We start from the raw sequence: 21,923 nt of genomic DNA on the forward strand, positions 1-21,923 counted from the left end.
ATGCGCCTGTCTTGAACATAAGCCCGGAATGCCATCCTGACTTGGTTATCCGGGTCAGTCGTTTGGCTGAAATGGACACCCGCGCAGCCGGTGGGTGTCCGTAAGGTGTTAAGACGGCTTATCGGCTTTAGGCCAGTGGATACCGACACTTTTCATGCCTTTGGTCACGTCCATGTCCGGATGTGAGAGCACCACGTCGCGATACGAAGGACTGCCGATGACCGCGGGCTTGAATTGAGTCAGGAAAGCGGTGACCTCTTCACGAATATCCTGCGGCACATTGAAGTTTTCGTAACACTCGTCGATAGACTCGAATACGGCTTTCCAGTGCACTTCGGTCAGCCCCATGCCGCGGTGCGCGGTCACCATATCTCGTCCCCGATAGACGGTGTTGCCACCCCAGTGCTTGCACAAGAAATCAACGAAGTTGATATGCTCTTTCTGAAATGAAGACTCGGACACGTGCGCCCAGATATGGCCGATGTCGGGATGCTTCATACAGGTCTTCAACACTTCGCCTGCGAAGGCGTAGACGGCGTCATATCCGCCGAGACGTTCATAGAGAGACGGCTTTTGCTGCTGTTCGCTCATGGTGGATTTCTCCGTAACATGTGAGTGGAAGGGGGTGCACAGGTCTCTGTTCAATCAGAACAGTTTCATCACGCGCAGGGTGGTGTGGAGATCTTCCTTAAAACCGCCATCGACGTTGATGTCGCGTTGGAGCAAGCCCTGCACTTGCACCGTGGGGGTGATGAATTTCGACAATTCCAGCCTTACCTGATCCGAACGCGTCGCTTGTCCGTTCTCGACGCCGTCGATCTGCTGCTTACCGCCCCACAATTTGGCGTAACCGGCGGAGACGGTCCAGGTGTTGTCTGCGGGCGGCGTCCAGCTTACCCAGCCCTGAAATTGATAGGTGTTGTCTTGTTTGAGGCGGCCGGTACCGATGCCCGTGGCATCGTCGTTGTCGCCATACCACATCGCATCAGCGGACAGCTGCGTGGCAAAACCGTTACCAAGCTGCTGCACGCCGCCAAGCTGCAGATCGAACTTCCAGCGGTTCTCACCGACGTTGAGCGTGCGCCCGGCATCGTAGGAACCGGCAGGGACGTACAGGTAGGGCACGAGGGCGAAGGTGGTGCTGGGGTTGTTCACCAGCCAGACCGGGGCGGCCAGAATGGGGTCGCCCAGGCCGCTGGCGGAATCGAGGCGGGCACCGCCCAGGGAGCCGTTATAAAGACGTCCGTAGGGCATCAGCACCTGCGGCGCGACCGTGAAGCCCCCCACATCCATATAGTGGACGTAACGTAAGATGCTGACGAAGGAGTCCATCCCGGTGCCTTGCTTAATTTCGTCGCCACCTGTGGGGGTAAAGCTGTCTCGCGTGGCGTAGGTGAAATACGCCAGAATGGCATCGGTACCGGCAGGAGCCGGAATGGCATCGGTACCGGCAGGAGCCGGAATGAGATCCTGTGAGTTGAGATCGACCGCATGGGCCGGGATCGTCGCCAGCCAGAGTGTGCAGGCGACCAGGCTGATACGAGATGTGGTGCCACTAACAGTCATAACGTTACCCTCATGTCTGATATCTCTTGTTTATTTCCCGGTACCAACGTGGCCGGAAGACCTTACGGTTACAGATATTAGGGAGAAATTTGCTGCGTACTTGTTTCATAAGGACAGTCGTTTGGCTGGCAGGGACAACGGGCGGGCAGGCTGAAAAGGCCCATAGCGTGATGCTCCGTCATAGCGCAGATGTGCACACCTTGAGTGCGGTTCTCGCTTTTTCGACGCCATTCGCGACGTGGGACGCCTGGCGCATCGACGGAGCGTCAGCGATATTTCCTCTGCCTTAGCGCGGATGCGAGTGCGAGCTGGAGGGACATCTGAGTGCTGGCACGATAGTTGCTGTCTGTGAACCCGTGTCTGTTATCGATGCGGGAATTAAGGTGCGAGGTGAGCAATTATGAATAGCATCATGCCGTCTGCGGTCTGCTCCCACTATTCGACCATTGGCGTTGCCGAGTCGCGCCGCTTCGAGTATTGGAACGACGTGGTGTTGCGTCACTGCATTCCGGCCGCCAGCGTGCCCATGGCTGGGGTCGACTTTGACGCCCGGCTTGCGGTACGCGGGGTGGGGATGGTGGATATCTGTTCGTTGTCCGCGCCGTTGCACCGCTGGGAACGCACCGCACGTTATCTGAGGCAGGGGCCAGACGACGATCTGTGGCTGGGCTATATGCAAGGCGGGTACGGCCAGCTTGAACAGGGAGGGCGCAAGGCGGCGCTGGCGGCGGATAGTCTGGTGTTATACGACGCCGCGCAGACGTTCAGTTTCAGCCTGGGTGGGGGCGATAACCACCTGGTGCGGATCCCGCGGCATCTGCTGAGTTGTCGTTTGCCGAGGATTGAAACGCTCACCGCTATGGTACTGGACGACAGTCGGCCCGGCGTGATTCCACTGCGTGAAATGCTGCGTCAGGCGACAGCGATGCCCGCGTGTCTGGACAACCCAGATATTTCTGGCCGTTTCTCCCAGACGATGCTGGATCTGCTGGTGCTGAGTCTGGAATTGCAGGATCTGGATAACGTGAGTGCTGAGCGCGATCTGTACGCCAGGATGATGATTTACATTCGGCGGCAGCTTGTCGATCCAGATTTGAACATTGAGAGCCTGGCTCGGGCGCACCATGTTTCCATTCGCACCGTCACGCGTGCTTTCGCCCGCCATAAAAAAACGCCGATGGCCGTGATTTGGCAGGAGAGGCTGCGAGCGAGCCGAGAGGCCCTCGAACGCGGACGAGTCAGTAGCGTGTCCCAGGCGGCGCTGGATTTCGGCTTCTCTGATTTCTCTCATTTCAGCCACGCCTTCCGCAAAGCCTTTGGCATCTCGCCTCGCTCATTATTGCCCAAAGAGCAGCAGGGAGCGATGCCATCGAACAGGCACACCGGGTCAGACTCCTGAGTCTGCGCGGTATGAGTGCGAGCTGCGCGTGACGGAAGGCGCTCCCAGGCGTTGCGGCGGCAGGTGGATGACACGATGGCGTTAGTGTTTTAGCGACTGGAAATGATTTGAATATCCCGGCTTAGCGCGGGGTAAGGTAAGGGTATGGGGGCGCATTGCGGCAGACTCGGCTTCTTTAATAGCATTTAACATAATATACATTATGCGCACCAAGATTGTTAGAACCATTTAGTAATGTCACTTTTGGGGCTGCGGATGTTTTCCTGGACTGTTATGTTGTGATCCCAAGATGCTGCCGGTACTTCACAGGACTCATTGCACCTAATGATAGCTTGATACGTTTCTCGTTATACCAGCGTATGTACCTGTCCAGGAAGCAGATAAATTTTTCCAGCGTGATACCCGCCCAGTCTCTGCCATAGAACATTTCGTTTTTGATACGCCCGAAGAAGCCTTCACACGCAGCATTATCCGACGAGCATCCTTTGCGCGACATGGACCTTATAAGTCCGGAGGTGTTGATACGCTCGAGCCAGCCCGGCCACCGGTAATGGCCACCACGATCGCTGTGTATCACCGGTTTATCATGTTCGTTGAGCGTATCGAGTGCGTCATCGAGCATCGTATTCACCAGCGTCGCGTCCGGGCGTGTTCCTATCGACCAGCTTACAACCTGGCCATCAAAGCAGTCGATAACCGGCGACAGATAGACTTTTCCAGCCGGAAGCTGGAACTCCGTAATATCGGTCAGCCACTTCTCATTTGGCCTGCAGGAACTAAAATCCCGGGCGAGTAAATTTTCCGGTGCCGGACCGATTTCGCCACAGTAAGAGTTATATCGTCGTCGCCTGGTGCGCTTAACAACGAGCTGCTCTTCTGCCATCAGTCTGCGGACAACCTTTTCAGAAATAACCCTGTTGTTACTGCGAAGCATCGCGTGAAGGCGCCGGTAGCCGTAACAGCGGTAATTCTCCTCAAAGATATCGGCCATGATCACGCGTATTTCCGCATACTTATCGTACAGACGTTTGCTGGCTTTGTGGTAAAAATAACAGCTGCGGGCAAGTTGCAGAACGCTTAGCAACTCAGCAACGGGGTACTTTTTCTTAAGGGCATCAACTATCAGGGTTTTCTCCCTGTTTTTCAGTTTCAGAAAGCTGATGCCCAGATCTTTTTTTATCAGTTCATTCGCCTTTGTCAGTATGTCACGTTCGAGCTGCAGCTGATGAACCTGCTTCCTGAGATGCTGGATTTCACCGAGTAAAGCATCCTGATTTTTATCCTGAGGGCTGCCTTTCGTTTGCGCATGGATTGATAAGCCTCGTCACTGATAAGGTCTTTCTTCCATTTGTACAGGACCGGGACGCTGACGCCTATGCTTTGTGCAACTTTACGCGCGGTTCCACGTCGGTTACAGAGCTCCCGGACGGCCTGAGACCTCTCTTGCGGGCTGAAGCATTTGCTTGTGCCTGAGCGAATGACCAGGGGACGCGCATTTGGGTAAAACTCTTCAATCCAGCGCTTTAGAATTTCGTTACTGGGGTAGCCGATGGCTCGGCGAGTGTACGACAGGCAACCACCGTGAGTAAGATAATGCTCAACAGCAGCAATTTTCTGTGTACGTGAATAGCGTTCTCTTGGTTTTAATTCCCTGGGTAAATCGCCCTTCTCTTCATAAATCCGAACCCAACGGCCCAGCTGTTTTGTGGAAGGATATCCCAGCTCCATGACGACAACGGAGGCTTTCTTTCCGTACCGGTAATAGAGTTCGACGGCCCGAATCCGGTCCTCGTATGAATGCATAAATTAACTCCTGAAGGTCCAGGAATTTGTCCGCACTTCCTTTTATCCAGATAGAAACGTCACCTTAGAGTAAGCTAAACTGAATGCAATTCTAAGGGACTCAACGCATGTTGGTGACCATGTCAGATAAAGAGATCCACCGCCTACCGGTGATACAGGCAGTTTGTGAAAAGCGTCTACGCCGTCGTGATGCAGCATCACAGCTTGGCATTTCAGAACGTCAGGCGCAACGACTTATCAATCGTTACCGAGTTTCTGGTGCTGAAGGACTTGTCAGCCGCAAACGCGGCCAGCCCAGCAACCGCCGGTTGACCGAATCTCTCAAACTACGAGTACTCACGCTGATACGTGAAAACTACAGTGACTTTGGGCCCACACTGGCCGCAGAAAAACTCAGAGAGCGCCATAATATCCGGCTTTCAATCGAGACCGTCCGCAACTGGATGACGTCTGACGGACTCTGGGTCCCGCATGCTCGCCGTAAGTCACGGGTTTATCAACCCCGACATCGGCGTGATTGTCTGGGTGAACTTATCCAGATCGACGGCTCCCACCATGACTGGTTTGAAGGCCGTGCGCCAAAATGCTGCCTGCTGGTCTTTATCGATGATGCCACCGGGCGTCTGATGCATTTGCGGTTCAGCGAGTCAGAAACAGCCTTTGACTACATGCTGGCAACCCGGGAATACATCGAGCAGCATGGGAAGCCGGTATCGCTGTACAGTGACAAACACGCAATATTTCGCGTCAGTGGTCCGGAGAAACGCAATACCACCGTTACCCAGTTCGGACGTGTGCTTTATGACCTGGCAATCGAGCTTATTTGTGCCAACAGCTCTGAAGCTAAAGGCCGCGTGGAACGTGCGAATCAGACACTTCAGGATCGGCTGATCAAAGAAATGCGTCTGGAAGGTATAACCGGCATTGAGGCCGCAAATGCCTGGCTTGCCACTTTCATCGCTGACTTTAACAGCCGGTTTTCACGACCGGCTAAGTTCCCCAAAGATTTGCATCGTCCGGTGCAGGAAAGCCCCGATGAATTAAGAGACATCTTTGCCTGGCATGATGTTCGTACCGTGTCGAAATCACTGACCTTCCAGTACGATAAGATCCTTTATCTCATGGACACCACAGAAGAAAATAGCCGTCTTGCCGGTGAAAAAATTAAAGTACTGGATTATCCCGATGGCACCCTCGCCTTCCTCTATGGGCACCGGAGCCTTAAGTGCCAGGCATTTGATAAGCTGGCCTGTGTCGACCAGGGGCAGATTGTTGATAACAAACGTCTCGGGACTGTACTCCGACTGGCTCAGGTAAAACAGGATGAGCGGGAAAGCGAAGGCAAACGGGAACGAAGCAAAAAATCGCCCAGCCGTAAGGCTCAGGTGCGCATCCAGGAACAGCTCCGGGCTATCAATCCCGTTCTGGCAGACCCGAGCTTGTTTGTGGCAAGTTCAAAGCGATAGAATCGACCATCAGTGCTGCAAAGTACCGGAACAGTGAGTCCCCAAAAGGATACTTGAGATGATTAAATTCCCGACTACAAAGCGCGTTGATTTGTATAAAACTGCTGTCAGCTCTGAGCAATTACATCTAGATCTGGTTGCGGCTCAGGAGTTCATGTTCGATGCCTGGGAAAATGATGACCTGGAAGTTGTGCTGAAACTCATCAGAAAAGCTATCAAGAAATCCCCGCTCTGTGCTGACGCATACTCATTCTACTGCGAGATATCTCAAGAACCTCCTGAGTCAAAAATCGGGAAGCTGGAGACTGCTTTGTACGCAGCCAGCATTGCACTTGGCGAGGATTTTCAGGAGTTCGCAGGACGTTTCTGGGGATTTGTCGAAACACGTCCATATATGAGAGCAAAAGCAGCTTTGGCTGAGGCCTTATGGGAGTCTGGTAATTTTTATCCGGCTATGGCTCATAGCCGCGAAATGCTGAAGCTCAACCCGAACGATAACCAGGGGATTCGTCATTTATTAGCGAACTATTACCTTGAGCTTGAAATGGTGGATGATCTGGCCTTGCTACTGGACGATTATCCTGGGGATATGCGTTCGTTTTTTCAGTATACACGCGCCCTACTCGCCTACCGACAGTCATCCCCGGATGCCGATGATATCGCTAAAGCTGCGATTGATTCTAATAGACACATCCCCGGCTTGTTATCGAAGTGCAGATTACAGATCAAGTCTAACAGTGGATATATCACGTTAGGTGGAATGGATGAAGCCATTTATTATGTGAATCATAATATAAAGCCTTGGATTCGCACCTCTGGCGCAATTGATTGGATTGTAAATAATTCATTAAGTAAAATATAAGGATTTAGTTTTAATGTTTAATCTAATTATGGGCGGAGAACCTGACTATTTTGAACATTGGCCCATGTATGAACGGGTTAGTGGGAGTTGTGATTTTCCTATATCACGTATGTTAGAAGGCACCTCTGATGACATCCGGTTGAAGTTAACGCCTTTGAATGATAAAGCATTATCTTATATTGAGAAATTACCTACGCTTTTTATGTCAGAACTTTATTCCCGAGACAATGTTGAATACATTACTTTGCGACTTGGTGTAATTTCAAATCTACGAACAGTTAACAAAAATGTTGAGTTTGATTTCAGAATCACTCACTCACAAGATGATGTCGTAGTGATAAACAAAGAGTTATATCAAACAGCTTTAGAATTAGGTGCATATGGGCTGAAACGGACTCACTGGGGAATAAAAGCACGTGATTTAAATCAAACATTAGCACTTCTAAATATAACGACAAGAAGTACACCACTTCCTCCTACTGAAGCACTTCCTGATGAAGTTGATAACTACCCAATAATAGATAATGTTCAAAGTTTCATGGCGCGTGTTTTAGAACAAGATCATGAAGAAGATGCAGAAATATTTTATCGTGGACATTCTGATGTATCTTACGAGTTGGCTCCATCAGTTTTCAGGAAAAACAAAAAAGGTAACTTCAAGCATTTGCACAGTGAATCAAATTTAGTCCGTGAAGCCCTAACAGCAAGGCCAACTGAGTTTGTTGATGATAAAACAATGCTAGACAAGTTAGTAAGGATGCAACACTACGGACTACCAACTCGTTTGTTGGATATAACATCAAATCCACTAATCGCTCTGTATTTCGCTTGTTGCGACATTAGTAATAATGAAAATACAAATGAGGTTGATGGACATGTTATTATTTTCAAAACAAAAAGGGATCGTATAAAATTCTTTGACTCTGATACAGTAAGTTGCATATCAAATATATCAATGCTAAGTCAAACACTGAAAGATCAGCTGGATTGTAAAATGGACAAGGAGGCTTTCAATAAAACTGAAGCTTGTCAAAAACTCATACATTACATTAAAGATGAAAAACCTTATTTTAAAGATGTAATTATACCATCAGATTTGGAAAGGTTAATTTTCGTTAAAGGAAGAAATAATAATGAAAGGATGTCATCACTGTCAGGTGCATTCTTATTATTTGGGAATAATGCTGTTTATCCCGATTTAGTTTCAAACCCTGATGATGCTATGCAAGAGTTTAAAGTAGAAAAAATAGTGATCAGAAACAAAGCTAGAATACTTAAGGAACTCGCAAGGTTAAACATTACAGATGCGACAGTTTATCAAGGCATGGAAAGGACAATGAAACTAATTGCGGCCAAATTTTCCGCAGGAGATTGATCTTCATGTGGTTTTTTGACACACTAGCCTGTCGCTACTGGCATTGGTCCCTTGTATGCTAAGCATATGAACTCTGGTGTGTGTTGGACAGGAGCAATTAACCAGTCGTATAGTAAAATTTGAATGTAAAAATATAAAACAAGGAGTTGAGAATGAACCCCATTACTTTGAGTGAAATGAGTGATGAAGATGAAGAGGTAAAAATCATTTCTTCATATGAACCTCAAGATGATGAGATTGCGATCGTTTTTGATAGTTCAAAAATTACTGGAGGTAATGCACTGGATTTTTTCCAGTTCACCAAGCAATCACATTCTAATGTTAAAGTGTACGGAGATTCTAATGGTGTTTCGTACCTGCAATTAAACAGTATAACGTTAGCGTTAGGCACTTTCTTTGCCACATCAGTAATGATACCTTTTTTAGTAAATCTTGTTTCAAATTATATTCAGAAAAAATTGATAACTTTGGAACTAGAGATATAGACGTTAAAGTCTCTATAATTAAAAAAATAAATCAGGAAAACATGTGAAATACACTGTTTCTGGAAAAGTAGACGATGTTTTAAAAGTAATTAACAAAATCAAATAAAAATCTATATAGATATTATGAATATTCACGAAAAGTTAAAGCGTTGGATGTGTATTACTCAAGAAGATAGTGCTATTCTTGATTATCTTAATGCTGAGTTAAAAAAAGCTCAATCCTTGAGCTTGAATAATGAATCAAACAGATTGTTTTTATACAAAACAATTTTACTAGCCCATTTAAAATATATTCAAGTCATTAATTTACTTACAAGAGGTGATTTTTATGAAGCATGGGTAGAACTTGAAAGGATAGAAATAGATTTAATACATATTAAAGAAAATAATGAGTTTCTGCCTGAGGTTAATTTCTATGGTGTTAACTTCTTAGCGAGAATGGTATGTAATTGGCAGGCGTTATTCCCATATAAAATCTTCGGTAGTTCTCGTGAAATAATAAAAGAAGTGAAATGTTCAGTATGTAATACAACCCGTAGTTTTATTAATGATTGTGGTCATGTTAAAAATAAACTTTATAATGGAGTTCTTTGCTTTGATGAAGTGATCGATTTTGAATTAATTACTTATGACATAGTTAGTAATCCCGTTAACAAATGTAGTGTTTTTTTCTCCAATGATGGTGATCATTATAACTATTCAACTTTAATTAGTGTTGTCAAATACATACAATCCCCACATCAAATTTTCAATATTACGACCTGGAGATTTAAGGCGAAAGAACATGATGGAGTATTATCGCCAGAAAATATTTGTCCATGTGGAGATTCTTTAAAAAAATATGCAGATTGTTGTTTGCCACGTAATGGTATTTATAAAAAACATATAGATATTTGGTTTCCCTTCCCGTTGAATGTAGAACCTATTTAGAACCAGATATTCAATAACTAAAGATCCCGTTGACACAGATATTTCCATATTAAGATGTTTTCGTTATATTTTTATTCCAGTCTTTCATATTTAACTTTTGCTTTATTAATTGGTTGAGTGGGATAACGCAGCAGTCACATTAATATGATTACATAGGCTGAAAGTGCCCTTTCTATCTTGCACAAAGAGGTGACATTTTAAACTTGCTTTGACAAAGATTGTAGGGGCTCAATGATAATGTCATTTGTGGCTCATTAGGAATGTCCAGGCTAAAGTTCTCAGACCTATATGCCTAGTCAACAACTCACTTTTCTTGATGAGGAGTTTTCTGTGGCTATACATGACACCGGGATGTTCACCGTGAAAGAAATCAACCGCCTCAAAATCCTTCAGGATGTCATCGACCGCAACCGTCAGTCCGGGCCACTGGGCATGAATAACCAGAGTCGTGGTCGCACCGGAAATCGCCTGCTTCCCGCATCATTGACTGATCAGGCCCTGAATATCATCCGTGAACGCTATGCCGATTTTGGTCCCACACTGGCGCGGGAAAAGCTCGCTGAAAATCACGGTATTGTTCTTGGTAAGGAAACACTCAGACGGCTTATGATAAAAACCGGGCTCTGGGTTCCCCGCAAGCATCGTGCGCCAAAAATTCAGCAGCCACGCTATCGCCGGGCTTGCTGCGGCGAACTGATCCAGATTGATGGTTGCGACCATCACTGGTTCGAGAACCGTGCGCCTGCCTGTACTGCCCTGGTCTACGTTGATGATGCGACGAGCCGCCTGATGCAACTCCGTTTCGTGAAATCGGAATCGACTTTCACCTATTTTAAAGCCACGCGGGGCTATCTGGAGAAGCATGGCAACCCCCTGGCGCTGTACAGCGATAACCAGTGAGCTTTGACAAAGATTGTAGCAGCTAAATTGAGATGTCCGTCTCTGACCAGATGCAGCTTCTCTTCGTCAGTTCGGAGTCCACGTTCACCTATTTTGAAGCCACCCGGGGATATCTGGAGCGCTACGGTAAGCCTCTGGCATTCTACAGCGACAAAGCCAGCGTCTTCAGAATCAACAATAAAAACGCCACCGGTGGCGACGGCTATACCCAGTTTCAAAATTCCTGACGGTGCAATATGACAAAGCGTTATATCTGATTGAAGATACTGAATTAAGCCGAAGGGCTATCGGGAAATATATCGAAGTCTGGCACTATCCTGATGGGAGAAAGGAGCTCAGGCTTAACGGGACAGCGTATCGACAGAATTATAATGCACTAATTATCAGAAATAATCTAATAAATAGAATCTTTAAATATTATAAGTTTCCCTGTCAACAACAACACCAAAATGAGAAACGGCGATGGCCCGAATCGTATAGAGACACAAACCTGAATATTCCGGACGCCGCGCTTCAGGACATCGCTCAAGACGCCGATAGCGGGCAGTATCCGGACGGTTCTATTGAACGCCGGGGCAACGGTACTACCCTGCCCTTTATGACTGACGACCGGCTATCTCACCCACGCACTTCTCCCTGAAATTTAGCATCGTCGCGGTTAATGTCGAAAATTTGCCACCTGACGTGGTTGGCATCGAGGGTGAAAACTGCCGTGGCGAGGGTGTTCTCCTCATCCGGATCGTCGGCAGCCAGCCGGTAAATTGGCAGTTTGGCGTCATGGGTATCTGAGAGAATGGCTTTTGCCGCCGCGGCGTCAAACGGAGGTTGCGTTTCCCGCCACTGCACGAAGCGTAACTGCCGCGAAGCTGAACTGTCGGTAACGATCTGCTCAACGCCAGCCAGTGCCGCATGCACCAGATGGTTGGCATGCCCGGTTACCGTCGTCACGGATTCATGGCGTATCGTTATCATCCGTAAGAGTGGCTGCGGCGAAACCGGGCCGCAGAAAGGGATATATATAACCATAATTCGCCGTAATTGCATTATGGCAGAGACGGAGGCTCATCTCTGCGCCACGGAGTATCGCCCCAGGCGAATGATCCGAAGCCTCTTTATTCGGCGCCTGAAACCGCGGGATTCGCAGGAACGACCCTATACCCAACTCTTTGATGGTATTAGCAAAAAACATTGTCGCCGCTATCGCAAAAGAGAAATTATTCGCTTTATTTATAAATTGGCTTGCTAAATAATTAGTCAGGTTTTATTACGCAGTAGAGGAATTAAGATGCGTTTCAGTACCATGCCCGACAGTGAAATTATTTCTGAACTGTGCCGAAGAATTAAAGAAACGCGTATACAGCTGGGCCTGTCACAGATTGAGCTGGCCGAACGCGCTCAGGTCGGCGCGGCAACCATTAAACGCGTTGAATTAGGCGAATCCGTTACCCTCAGTACGCTGATTGGTATTTTGCGCGGTCTCGATCGGCTGCATCAGCTGGAGTCGATTTTATTTGACTCGCACATGCGTACATTTAAGGCACAGCTCAATGCCGGAACCCCTTCCCGTATCCGTATTCGGAAAAAAACGCATCAGCCAAAAGAGAAATTGCCCGCCGCTGCCCAGACCAACGAGGCTGATGCCACGATTAACGAATGGTACACCTCATCGGCTTCTAACAGCGTGGTGTGGTCTTTTACGCCGTCCGACGGAGAGAAAAAAAGCTAACAGGCTTCAGGCGATTTTAAAGACCAGGGAAGAGAAAACCGCCTGCGGCTCAGGCAGGCGGTTTTTAGGAGACTCAGGATTCACACACCGCGACTTTAATCGCCAGACCGCCCCGGGCGGTTTCACGGTACTTGGCGTTCATATCTTTGCCCGTCTCAAACATCGTTTCGATAACTTTATCCAGGGAGACTTTCGGATCGCTGGTACGGTACATCGCCATACTGGCCGAGTTTATCGCCTTCACTGCCGCAATCGCGTTACGCTCGATGCACGGCACCTGCACCTGGCCGGCCACCGGATCGCAGGTCAGGCCGAGGTTATGCTCCATGCCGATCTCCGCGGCGATGCACACCTTCTCCGGACTGCCACCCAGCAGCTCGGCCAGTCCGGCAGACGCCATCGAGCAGGCCACGCCCACTTCGCCCTGGCAACCGACCTCTGCCCCGGAAATGGAGGCATTCATCTTGTACAGAATGCCTATCGCGCCCGCCGTCAGGAAATAGCGCATATAGATTTCCGGCGTCACCTCTTTGATAAAACGATCGTAATAGGCCAGTACCGCAGGAACAATGCCGCAGGCGCCGTTGGTCGGCGCGGTTACTACTCGCCCGCCCGACGCGTTCTCTTCCCCCACCGCCATGGCGAACATATTGACCCAATCCATCGCGCTCAGTGGCGTAATCGACTGGCTCTGCGGCGCCAGCACGCGGTGCAGCGCAGAAGCACGGCGCGGCACTTTCAGCGGCCCCGGTAAAATACCTTCCGTATTCATCCCCCGGTTAATGGCGTTTCTCATGGTCTCCCAGATTTTCGCCATATTTTGCTCAACGCTCTCCCGGCCGTGGCGGGCGATCTCGTTTTTCATCATCACGGCGGAAATTGACAGGCAGTTGTTCTGGCAGTGCGCCAGCAGGTTGCGGGCAGAATAGAACGGGAACGGAATATCAACCTCCGCCTCCAGGTTCTTACCAAAGTTTTCTTCCGTGACGATAAAACCGCCGCCGATGGAATAGTAAGTCTGGAAGTGGACGATTTTGCCATCGCAAAACGCCGTAATGCTCATCCCGTTTTCGTGCAGCGGCAGAAACTCATTGTGAAAGCGCATGCACTCCGCCACCGGGAACTGTATCTCGCGCTGGCCTTCTTCAATAAACAGACGATGCATGGTGTTGACATCGCGAATAATGCCCGGAATGGCATCGATATCAACGGTATCCGGTAGATACCCTGACAGACCAAGAATAATGGCGATATCGGTATGGTGACCTTTACCCGTCAATGAGAGGGAACCATACACATCCACCACCAGCCGAGTCACTTTATGCAGCAGGCCTTTTTCCTGCAGGGTATCAACAAACTGTTTTCCCGCTTTCATCGGCCCAACGGTATGTGAGCTGGACGGCCCGATGCTGATTTTGAAAATATCGAAAACGCTAATCATATGGCACCCACGCGGTTACATAGCAAAACGGATGCGCCGCCGGTGACAGGCGGCGCTGAAAACTTAGCTGAACAGAGAGAAGAAAATAGCGGAGATGGCAATCAGTCCCATCACCACCACAAACGCGTTGCTGATGTGGCCGCTGTACTTGCGCATGGCCGGTACTTTGTTGATGGCATACATTGGCATCAGGAACAGGATCATCGCGATGACCGGGCCGCCCAGCGTTTCAATCATCCCCAGGATGCTGGGGTTCAGGGTGGCAACAATCCAGGTGGTCACCAGCATGAACAGCGCGGTGATCTTGTTCAGTTTGTTGATTTCGATCGATTTCCCTTTTCCGCGCAGTGACTTAATCACCATGCCGTTGAAGCCTTCACGCGCGCCGAGGTAGTGGCCGAGGAAGGATTTAGTAATCGCAATCATCGCGATGATCGGCGCCATCCAGGCTATCACCGGCGCGTTAAAGTGGTTCGCCAGATATGAGAGGATGGAGATGTTCTGCGCTTTCGCTTCCGCCAGGTTTTCCGGGGAGAGGCTCAGTACGCAGCTGAACACAAAGAACATCACCGTCAGCACCATCATGATGTGGGCGAAGCCCAGAATACGGGAGCATTTGCGCTCGGCGTCCTGGCCATATTCTTCACGTTTAGCCACCGCAAAAGAGGAGATAATCGGCGAATGGTTGAAGGAGAAGACCATGACCGGGATGGCCAGCCACAGGGTCATCCACAGACCATTTCCCGTTGCCGAAGCGCTGCTCAGCGACAGCGTATCCAGTACCGCGCCGTTCCATTGCGGGATCAAATACAGCGCCAATATCATCAACGCGAACACGAACGGAAACACCAGCACGCTCATGGCCTTAACAATCATTTTTTCGCCAAAACGGACAATCCCCATCATGCCGACAATTAAAATCAGCGACAAAATAGCGCGCGGCGGAGACACCAGACCAAGCTGGTGAGTAATAAAGCTGTCGACGGTGTTGGTAATAGCAACGCTATAAACCAGCAGAATCGGATAAATAGCGAAGAAATAAAGCAGCGTGATAAGCTTACCAGCACCGGTGCCGAAATGTTCTTCCACCACTTCGGTAATATCTTCTCCCGGATTTTTGCCCGACAGGACAAAACGGGTTAAACCGCGGTGGGCAAAAAAGGTCATCGGGAAGGCAAGAATGGCCATGATGATTAACGGAATTAAACCGCCGACCCCGGCGTTAATTGGCAGGAAAAGCACTCCTGCACCAATTGCGGTACCGTACAGGCCCAGCATCCACACGGTATCACTTTTTCTCCAGCCGCTGCTCTCGCGAGCAACGAGGGTATTTTGAACGGTTTCCATAATATGGCCTCAGTAATATAGAGTAGGGTCAAATTAATTTGACTCTGATTCAGGTAATAAAAACGCTGTGTTTGTTTGGCTATTTTATAAAATGCAACTATGCTGATTCACTAACAGCGATCACATAACCTGATTTATAGTGGCACCTTTTAACGCATCAAAATTAGTACTGAAATCTTATTATTTTTTAAAGTATCATTTTTAATACGTTATTATTTATATGGGTGTGCTTAACTTGCTGGATATTTATATAATTCACGTGCAGAGAAAACAACCACTATTTGTCATACGATTAATAAAACGCAAAAAATCAGGGGCAAGGAAATAAACGCCCTCCCCCTCAATTTTCGCTAAAAGCTCTTGTAGTGCTCTTTACTCAGGCCATATTTCTTCATTCTGAGATAGAGTTTTTTACGCGGAATAAGCAGATACTCCGCTACTTCATTAATGCGCCCCTGATGGAGATTCAGCGCTTCGGTGATGATCTGCCTCTCTACGTCCTCAACCCGTCGATCGAGCGGCGTTGGCTCGCCGACGTGCATCAGCGGATTCACCGTATCCGCGAGCGGTAATACCCCCACCGCATACAGTTCGGCAGCGTTCGCCAGTTCGCGGACGTTGTTCGGCCACGCCCGACGTATCATCCCTTTTAACAGATGGCGATCCACCTCCGGGACGGGATGATTCAGTCGCTGACAGGTTTTTTGCAAATAGTGGTGGAACAGCGGCTCGATATCATCAGGCCGCCTTGACAGCGGCAGGCAGGCAATTTGCGTCATCGCGAAGCAGTAATAGAGCTCCGCCACGATCTGGCTACTGCCCGCCAGCGCCACTAGCGACGCGCTGCCGATACCAATCAGGCGAAAAGGCCGCTTCTCATGGCTCTGCGCCTGTACCAGCAGATGTTGTTGCTCATGAGTCAGGTGCTCCGGACGGCTTAATACCAGCGTTCCGCCCTGCGCCTGCGCGATCGCGTCATTCAGCTTATGGGCGTTGGCCGCAGTCAGTTCGCAGTAGACAAAAGGGCCTTCGGCGTTACGCCCCAGCTGGTGCAGGTAACGTGCGCCGGTCATACGCCCGGTTCCCGCTTCGCCGTAAAGCCAGACCGCAATATCCGTCTCTGCCAGCTGCTGTAAACGCTGGCGATACTGTTCCGTCCATTGGCTGCGCCCGATCAGCTCAACCCGTAATTTTTGCTGGCCGTACTGGCGACGCGCGATCACCGCTTGCCGCTGGCGCAACGCGGCGTCCACCAGCGAGAGCAGCTTACCCGGATCGACCGGCTTTTGCAGAAAATCCCAGGCCCCCTTTTTCACCGCATCCACCGCCATCGGTACGTCGCCATGACCGGTGATAAGCAGAATCGGCAGCTGCTCGTCATCCTGATGAAACAGCGTCATCAAATCGATGCCGGAGCAGCCGGGCATGCAGACATCGCTCAGCACAATGCCGGGCCAGTCCTTCTGCACCCACGCCCGCGCATCAAAGGGGTTATCGCAGGCGTGGACGTGATAACCCGCTTGCTCAAGCAGCTGCGTATAGGCATCCAGCACATCGCGATCATCATCAATCAGCAGAATCGAACACTCATTACTCAACATCATTTACATCCGTTAAATTAAATTGCAGCACCACGCAGGCATTGCGCGTTAACGTCGACGCCAGGCGCAGCGTCCCTTCCATTTGCGTCATCAGCGAAACAGAAATCGACAGCCCAATCCCCAGCCCCACATCTTTGCTGGTGGTGAACGGCTTCAGCAGTGACGGTAGCAAGGCCGCAGGCCAGCCGGGACCGTTATCGGCAATCAACACGCACAGGGTGTCGCCGTGGATTTGCCAGCTCACCGTTATTTTCGCCGCGTTCGGACAGGCGTCGAGCGCATTCGACAGTACGTTGACCAGCACCTGATGAACCCGCACTTCATCGCCGCGGATCCAGACGGTTTCATCCGGTATCTCCAGCGTCCCCTGCTGCGGCTTATGGCGCATCGCCAGCAGTTCCCACGCCACCGTAAACGTCTGACGCAAATCAACCGGATGCAGCGGCGTTTCCAGTTCAGCGCGGCGGGTAAACTGACGCAGCGAGCGGATAATTGCGTCAATGCGGTTAATCAACCCTTCCGCTTTACTTAACGTCGCCCGCGCCTGCGCCGTCTGTCCCTGCTCAATCGCCCGTCCTGCCGTAAACAGATACATCGACAGCGCGTTCAGCGGCTGGTTGATCTCATGCGCCAGGGTGGTCATCGTCTGCCCCACCACCGCCAGTTTAGCGGTCTGGATCAGCTCGTCCTGGGTGGCGCGAAGATCGGCCTCAATCGTTTTTCGCTCGCCAATCTCCTGTTCAAGCTGCTGTTTTTGCGCGTTAAGCTGACCCAGCGTATGGCGAAGCAAACCGGCAATACGCCCCAGCTCATCCCGGCCATAAACCGGAATGGTGGCATCCGTCCGGCCTAAACCAATCTGCACCACCGCCTGGTTCAGCGCGGTAAAGCGTTTCACCAGCCGCGATCGGATGAAATAATGATTCAGCACCCACGCCAGCAGCAGCGCCAGCAGCGTCGCCACCAGAATCAACCCGCCGCTCACGCGGACAATCTGTCCCATACGCTGATTAAACATCTGCATTTGCTGATGACTGCTGCCAAGCTGGGCTTCAAGCAGCGTCCTGAAGCGCCCCAGCGTGGCTTCTCTGGCGCGACTGGCGTCCACTAACGCTTTTTGTGCCGTAACGTAGTCGCGCATGGTATCCGGCATCTTATTTTTCACCATGCCGATTTCCAGCAGCTCATCAATCGTTTGTCGCAGCGTGATCGTGCTCGGCCAGTCGTCCAGCGCGCGAATATTTTCATCCGACGTTTTCTTCAGGTTTTCGAGATAGCGGATATGCGTCTCCACCAGCATGCCGTCATCATTTCCGGATTTCAGTTCATTAAGCCTGTCGCGCAGGTCGTCAACGATTTGATTCTCAATGCGGGCCAGCGTATAGACCTGCTGCTGTTCATTCTGGACCTCTCTGGAACGCTTCAGGTACTGCGCCGCGTCGCCCTGGCGGGCTTCAATCTGATCGAGCAGCGTTCCCTGCTGCCAGGTAAAGTCCTGCACCAGTGAATTCAGCTCAGTGGTAAAATCATCGTGCAGCCAGTCGATACGCGCCGAGAGCTCCCCTACCTTTTCGCGTACCAGAAACATGTTGTAGAGCACGCGATCCAGCTCCGACAGCAGCGCGCGGCTGTCCTGTAAAATCACCGCCAGCTGCTGGCGTTCCGCGGGCGACAATCCCTGACTCAGCCGCTCGATTTTATCCAGATGCTGAATAATCTGGTTACGCAGCTGCAGGCGCACCGTGGTATTCGGCGCCAGAAGAAATTCATTCAGCTGATCGACCACCAGATTGAGATTGCCTTCAATCAGAAAAGCAGAGTGGATGCGGGGAAAATACTCGTCCAGCGAATAGCGTATCTGCGAGCTTTGCTCATGCCATGAATAGAGGCTGACGCTGCTGACAATCAGCGTCAGCAGCGCGCCCATCAGAAAGGCCCCGCGCAGGCTGCTGCTGATACTGATTTGCCGCAGACGTTGCAGTATGGAACGGGCCATCATTTCAGCTCTTCCAGTTTATTGATCGCCTGCCGCTGGTTGTTGAGAAACCAGAGCTGCCACTCCATCATTTGCTGCTCGGCAAAGCTCTTATTATCAAACTTAGCCAGCCAGGCTTCATCCTCGCTGCTTGCCGGATCGACCGGGACGCCGGTTAGCAGCGCGCGTATCTCGGGCAGCGGACGCTTAAGGCGAGCCTCCGCGCTGTGCAGCGCTCGCCAGGCATCTTTCAGCTGGGCGAGACGAAAGCTGATCGCCGTATCAAACATCCGCTGAACCAGACGCTGACGCTTAAGGATCAGGCGATAGTTCAGCGGCGGTTGATTCATCAGCACCGCCTGCTGCGCCGCCCGTGGATTGCCTGCCGTCAGCGGCGTCACCGGGTATTTCCCGGTATTCGCGTCGGCGAGGATCCGCTGGCCTTCCGGGCTCAGCAGATAGCGAATAAACCGCCGCGCCTCGCTGGCGTGCTGGCTATTTTTGAGCACCGCGACGTAGGTAGGCGACACCGCCGACTGCGGAAAATAGATAAAAGCAAGGTGCGGATCGTTCAGCAACAGATTGGCGTAGTTATCAATCACCGGACCGGCTACGCCCAGCCCGCTTTTGATCTTATCCGCCACGCCAAAGCTGCGGGATGAAATCGTCACCAGATTTCCCGCGCTTGCCAGCAGCGTTTGCCATCCCTTAAGCCAGCCTTTTTGTTGCAGCAGCGACTCCACCATCAGATGATTGGTGTCCGAGCGCGACGGGCTGCTCATCAGCAGCGCCCCCTGATATCGGGGATCGGTGAGATCGTCCCAGTCCGCTGGCGCAGGCAGATGCCGCGTCGCCAGCGCCGAGCGGTTAATCAGCAAGCCAAACCCCGACATCGCCACGGCAACGGAGGTGGCGCGGATGGATTCCGGCACCAGGCGTTGACTGGCCGCCGGCGCGCCGCTGAACGGCGCCAGCTTTTGATGCTCCTGAAGATGCTGCAGCAGCATCGGTGACGAGGTCAGGACCAGATCAACGTTCTCCGCATTTGCCGTATCAAGCAGCTGTTCCAGCGAGGCGCTGGTGCGGTTGAGGGTGCGAATCATCACCGACCCCGGCTCCGTTTGCCAGCGTGCGATAATCCACGCGGTGGCGCTGGGGGAAAATGTTGTCGCCATCACCAGTTCGTTCCCCTGCGCCGCACAGGAGCTGAATCCGGCGGCCAGCAGCAGCAACGCGAGCGTCATGTTTGTGATCCCGTTCATAAATATTGAAATACCGAAAAAAGAGCGTTGAGACAAAACTTACCCGTTTATGACGCCTGGCGGATTAATCACCGCTAGCCTCGAAATAGCCGCGCTGGCCTCCGGGAATATCAGCAAACATTACCAGATAATGAATGTGGAATTTGTTAATATCCGCACATGCCTGACATAAAATCAGCGGAAAATTAATTATTCGCTATTTCATTGATGTTCAATGCGTTAAAAATAACCCCTGAATTCATCAATTTGAGTCAATTTTGACCCATTTTGACGATTTGAGTTTTCTGACCACTTATTTCACTCTTCATGCCGAATACTCCTGATGTTCATATCAATATAAAATACAGGTGACGACATGTTATCAATATTAAAAAAAGGGCCGTCGGCAAATAAAGTGCCGGCTGAGAAAATTCAGGCAACTTATGGCCGCTACCGCATGCAGGCGCTGCTAAGCGTATTTTTGGGTTATCTGGCGTACTATATTGTGCGCAACAATTTCACCTTATCCACGCCTTATCTGAAAGAGCAGTTAGATCTGAGCGCCACCCAGATCGGTTTGCTCAGCAGCTGTATGCTCATTGCGTACGGGATCAGCAAAGGCGTTATGAGCAGCCTGGCGGATAAAGCCAGCCCGAAAGTCTTTATGGCCTGCGGCCTGGTGCTGTGCGCGATCGTCAACGTCGGATTGGGGTTCAGCACCGCATTCTGGATCTTCGCTGCGCTGGTCGTTCTGAACGGTCTGTTTCAGGGGATGGGCGTCGGCCCCTCTTTTATCACCATCGCTAACTGGTTCCCTCGCCGGGAGCGCGGTCGCGTGGGGGCTTTCTGGAACATTTCCCATAACGTCGGCGGCGGGATTGTCGCCCCGATCGTCGGCGCCGCGTTTGCGATTCTCGGTACCGAGCACTGGCAGAGCGCCAGCTACATTGTCCCGGCCTGCGTGGCGGTGGTGTTCGCCATCAGCGTACTGGCGCTGGGTAAAGGTTCGCCGCGCGAGGAAGGCCTGCCTGCGCTGGAAGAGATGATGCCGGAAGAAAAGGTCGTGCTTAACGCTAAACACGCGGTAAAAGCGCCGGAAAATATGAGCGCATTCCAGATCTTCTGCACCTACGTTCTGCGCAACAAAAACGCCTGGTATGTCTCCCTTGTGGACGTGTTTGTCTATATGGTGCGTTTCGGCATGATCAGCTGGCTGCCTATCTATCTGCTGACGGTGAAACATTTTTCCAAAGAGCAGATGAGCGTCGCGTTCCTGTTCTTTGAATGGGCGGCGATTCCGTCGACCCTGCTGGCGGGTTGGCTCTCCGACAAGCTGTTCAAAGGACGGCGCATGCCGCTTGCCATGATCTGTATGGCGCTGATTTTTGTCTGCCTGATCGGCTACTGGAAAAGCGAATCCCTGCTGATGGTGACGGTATTCGCGGCGATCGTGGGCTGCCTGATCTACGTGCCGCAGTTTCTGGCCTCCGTGCAGACCATGGAAATTGTTCCCAGCTTTGCCGTCGGCTCCGCCGTGGGACTGCGCGGATTTATGAGCTACATCTTTGGCGCATCGTTAGGCACCAGCCTGTTTGGCGTGATGGTGGATAAAATGGGCTGGCACGGCGGGTTCTATCTGCTGATGGGCGGGATCGTCTGCTGCATTCTGTTCTGCTACCTCTCTCATCGCGGCGCGCTGGAGCTTGAGCAACAGCGTAAGAACACGCAACAGCAAGAAGCCGAACTGGCGCTGGCCGACGCACAATAAGCGCCTGAACCCGGCAAAAGAGAGTGCCAGCCTGCTGG

The 21,923-nt window shown here is 50.9% G+C and carries 17 protein-coding genes and 1 pseudogene; 9 read left to right on the forward strand and 9 right to left on the reverse strand.

Going from position 1 to position 21,923, the window contains the following annotated elements; genetic code table 11:
* Positions 1-108: 108 nt before the first annotated feature.
* Positions 109-645 (reverse strand): group I truncated hemoglobin, encoded by a 537-nt coding sequence (locus BJF97_RS14725; protein WP_223226793.1) that lies wholly within the window; start codon positions 643-645, stop codon positions 109-111.
* Positions 646-1,566, reverse strand: coding sequence for a transporter (locus tag BJF97_RS14730; protein ID WP_064388359.1), 921 nt, complete (start codon positions 1,564-1,566; stop codon positions 646-648).
* A gap of 400 nt (positions 1,567-1,966) precedes the next feature.
* Here BJF97_RS14730 and BJF97_RS14735 point away from each other — a divergent pair, with 400 nt between their 5' ends.
* A complete protein-coding gene (locus BJF97_RS14735; RefSeq protein ID WP_032694994.1) occupies positions 1,967-2,965 on the forward strand; it encodes a helix-turn-helix transcriptional regulator in 999 nt (332 codons plus the stop codon).
* A gap of 271 nt (positions 2,966-3,236) precedes the next feature.
* Here BJF97_RS14735 and BJF97_RS32620 read toward each other — a convergent pair.
* Positions 3,237-4,768, reverse strand: a protein-coding gene (locus BJF97_RS32620; RefSeq protein ID WP_228706686.1) for an IS3-like element ISKpn38 family transposase whose coding sequence is annotated in 2 segments (ribosomal slippage) — positions 3,237-4,255 and positions 4,255-4,768 — 1,533 coding nt in all. Because the reading frame shifts where the segments join, the coding sequence is not laid out codon by codon here.
* Between the two features lie 119 nt (positions 4,769-4,887).
* On the opposite strand from BJF97_RS32620, the gene BJF97_RS14750 reads away from it, so the two are divergent.
* The 6 genes and pseudogenes from BJF97_RS14750 to BJF97_RS35675 all read left to right on the forward strand — a co-directional run.
* Positions 4,888-6,234, forward strand: coding sequence for an ISNCY-like element ISLad2 family transposase (locus BJF97_RS14750; RefSeq protein ID WP_076611902.1), 1,347 nt, complete (start codon positions 4,888-4,890; stop codon positions 6,232-6,234).
* A gap of 58 nt (positions 6,235-6,292) precedes the next feature.
* Positions 6,293-7,096, forward strand: a complete 804-nt coding sequence (locus BJF97_RS14755; protein WP_000589340.1) for a hypothetical protein — start codon at positions 6,293-6,295, stop codon at positions 7,094-7,096.
* A gap of 13 nt (positions 7,097-7,109) precedes the next feature.
* Positions 7,110-8,471 carry an FRG domain-containing protein gene (locus BJF97_RS14760; RefSeq protein WP_070082930.1) on the forward strand — a complete coding sequence of 454 codons (1,362 nt, stop codon included), beginning with the start codon at positions 7,110-7,112 and terminating at the stop codon, positions 8,469-8,471.
* Positions 8,472-8,623: 152 nt separating this feature from the next.
* Entirely contained in the window at positions 8,624-8,956 is a 333-nt protein-coding gene (locus tag BJF97_RS14765) for a hypothetical protein (RefSeq protein WP_228706687.1), read from the forward strand.
* A 123-nt stretch (positions 8,957-9,079) separates the two neighbouring features.
* Positions 9,080-9,886, forward strand: a complete 807-nt coding sequence (locus BJF97_RS32625; protein ID WP_016239971.1) for a hypothetical protein — start codon at positions 9,080-9,082, stop codon at positions 9,884-9,886.
* Positions 9,887-10,216: 330 nt separating this feature from the next.
* Positions 10,217-11,138: pseudogene (locus tag BJF97_RS35675) on the forward strand (ISNCY family transposase); the annotation flags it as partial.
* Positions 11,139-11,404: 266 nt separating this feature from the next.
* On the opposite strand, the gene BJF97_RS14785 reads toward BJF97_RS35675, so the two are convergent.
* Entirely contained in the window at positions 11,405-11,734 is a 330-nt protein-coding gene (locus BJF97_RS14785; RefSeq protein ID WP_014838492.1) for a carcinine hydrolase/isopenicillin-N N-acyltransferase family protein, read from the reverse strand.
* Positions 11,735-12,071: 337 nt separating this feature from the next.
* Here BJF97_RS14785 and BJF97_RS14790 point away from each other — a divergent pair, with 337 nt between their 5' ends.
* Positions 12,072-12,512 (forward strand): helix-turn-helix domain-containing protein, encoded by a 441-nt coding sequence (locus BJF97_RS14790; protein ID WP_014229374.1) that lies wholly within the window; start codon positions 12,072-12,074, stop codon positions 12,510-12,512.
* 73 nt (positions 12,513-12,585) lie between these two features.
* Here the strand turns inward: BJF97_RS14790 and BJF97_RS14795 are convergent, their stop codons facing one another.
* From BJF97_RS14795 to pgtC, 5 genes are all read right to left on the reverse strand, one after another.
* Positions 12,586-13,953: an L-serine ammonia-lyase gene (locus tag BJF97_RS14795; protein WP_032694993.1), complete on the reverse strand. Its 1,368-nt coding sequence runs from the start codon at positions 13,951-13,953 to the stop codon at positions 12,586-12,588.
* A 63-nt stretch (positions 13,954-14,016) separates the two neighbouring features.
* On the reverse strand, positions 14,017-15,300 hold the full coding sequence (locus BJF97_RS14800; RefSeq protein ID WP_014229376.1) for an HAAAP family serine/threonine permease: 1,284 nt from the start codon (positions 15,298-15,300) through the stop codon (positions 14,017-14,019).
* Between the two features lie 350 nt (positions 15,301-15,650).
* On the reverse strand, positions 15,651-16,901 hold the full coding sequence (gene pgtA / locus BJF97_RS14805; protein ID WP_032694992.1) for a two-component system response regulator PgtA: 1,251 nt from the start codon (positions 16,899-16,901) through the stop codon (positions 15,651-15,653).
* Positions 16,891-18,897, reverse strand: coding sequence for a two-component system sensor histidine kinase PgtB (gene pgtB / locus BJF97_RS14810; RefSeq protein WP_102802915.1), 2,007 nt, complete (start codon positions 18,895-18,897; stop codon positions 16,891-16,893). The genes pgtA and pgtB overlap by 11 nt, the downstream gene beginning before the upstream one ends.
* Positions 18,897-20,120 carry a phosphoglycerate transport regulator PgtC gene (pgtC, locus tag BJF97_RS14815; protein ID WP_103449120.1) on the reverse strand — a complete coding sequence of 408 codons (1,224 nt, stop codon included), beginning with the start codon at positions 20,118-20,120 and terminating at the stop codon, positions 18,897-18,899. The genes pgtB and pgtC overlap by 1 nt, the downstream gene beginning before the upstream one ends.
* A 373-nt stretch (positions 20,121-20,493) precedes the next feature.
* Between pgtC and pgtP the strand changes: the two genes are divergently transcribed.
* Positions 20,494-21,885, forward strand: coding sequence for a phosphoglycerate transporter PgtP (gene pgtP, locus BJF97_RS14820; RefSeq protein ID WP_009652152.1), 1,392 nt, complete (start codon positions 20,494-20,496; stop codon positions 21,883-21,885).
* Positions 21,886-21,923 lie beyond the last annotated feature (38 nt).

The sequence above is a fragment of the Klebsiella sp. LTGPAF-6F genome (assembly GCF_001753185.1).
Taxonomy (GTDB): Bacteria; Pseudomonadota; Gammaproteobacteria; order Enterobacterales; family Enterobacteriaceae; genus Klebsiella; species Klebsiella michiganensis.

What these genes read in the sequence shown, in the direction of transcription:
- BJF97_RS14730 (WP_064388359.1), bottom strand. Translation starts at nt 1,566, where the DNA reads ATGACTGTTAGTGGCACCACATCTCGTATCAGCCTGGTCGCCTGCACA.
- BJF97_RS14735 (WP_032694994.1), top strand. Translation starts at nt 1,967, where the DNA reads ATGAATAGCATCATGCCGTCTGCGGTCTGCTCCCACTATTCGACCATT.
- BJF97_RS14750 (WP_076611902.1), top strand. Translation starts at nt 4,888, where the DNA reads ATGTCAGATAAAGAGATCCACCGCCTACCGGTGATACAGGCAGTTTGT.
- BJF97_RS14755 (WP_000589340.1), top strand. Translation starts at nt 6,293, where the DNA reads ATGATTAAATTCCCGACTACAAAGCGCGTTGATTTGTATAAAACTGCT.
- BJF97_RS14760 (WP_070082930.1), top strand. Translation starts at nt 7,110, where the DNA reads ATGTTTAATCTAATTATGGGCGGAGAACCTGACTATTTTGAACATTGG.
- BJF97_RS14765 (WP_228706687.1), top strand. Translation starts at nt 8,624, where the DNA reads ATGAACCCCATTACTTTGAGTGAAATGAGTGATGAAGATGAAGAGGTA.
- BJF97_RS32625 (WP_016239971.1), top strand. Translation starts at nt 9,080, where the DNA reads ATGAATATTCACGAAAAGTTAAAGCGTTGGATGTGTATTACTCAAGAA.
- BJF97_RS14790 (WP_014229374.1), top strand. Translation starts at nt 12,072, where the DNA reads ATGCGTTTCAGTACCATGCCCGACAGTGAAATTATTTCTGAACTGTGC.
- BJF97_RS14795 (WP_032694993.1), bottom strand. Translation starts at nt 13,953, where the DNA reads ATGATTAGCGTTTTCGATATTTTCAAAATCAGCATCGGGCCGTCCAGC.
- BJF97_RS14800 (WP_014229376.1), bottom strand. Translation starts at nt 15,300, where the DNA reads ATGGAAACCGTTCAAAATACCCTCGTTGCTCGCGAGAGCAGCGGCTGG.
- pgtA (WP_032694992.1), bottom strand. Translation starts at nt 16,901, where the DNA reads ATGTTGAGTAATGAGTGTTCGATTCTGCTGATTGATGATGATCGCGAT.
- pgtB (WP_102802915.1), bottom strand. Translation starts at nt 18,897, where the DNA reads ATGGCCCGTTCCATACTGCAACGTCTGCGGCAAATCAGTATCAGCAGC.
- pgtC (WP_103449120.1), bottom strand. Translation starts at nt 20,120, where the DNA reads ATGACGCTCGCGTTGCTGCTGCTGGCCGCCGGATTCAGCTCCTGTGCG.
- pgtP (WP_009652152.1), top strand. Translation starts at nt 20,494, where the DNA reads ATGTTATCAATATTAAAAAAAGGGCCGTCGGCAAATAAAGTGCCGGCT.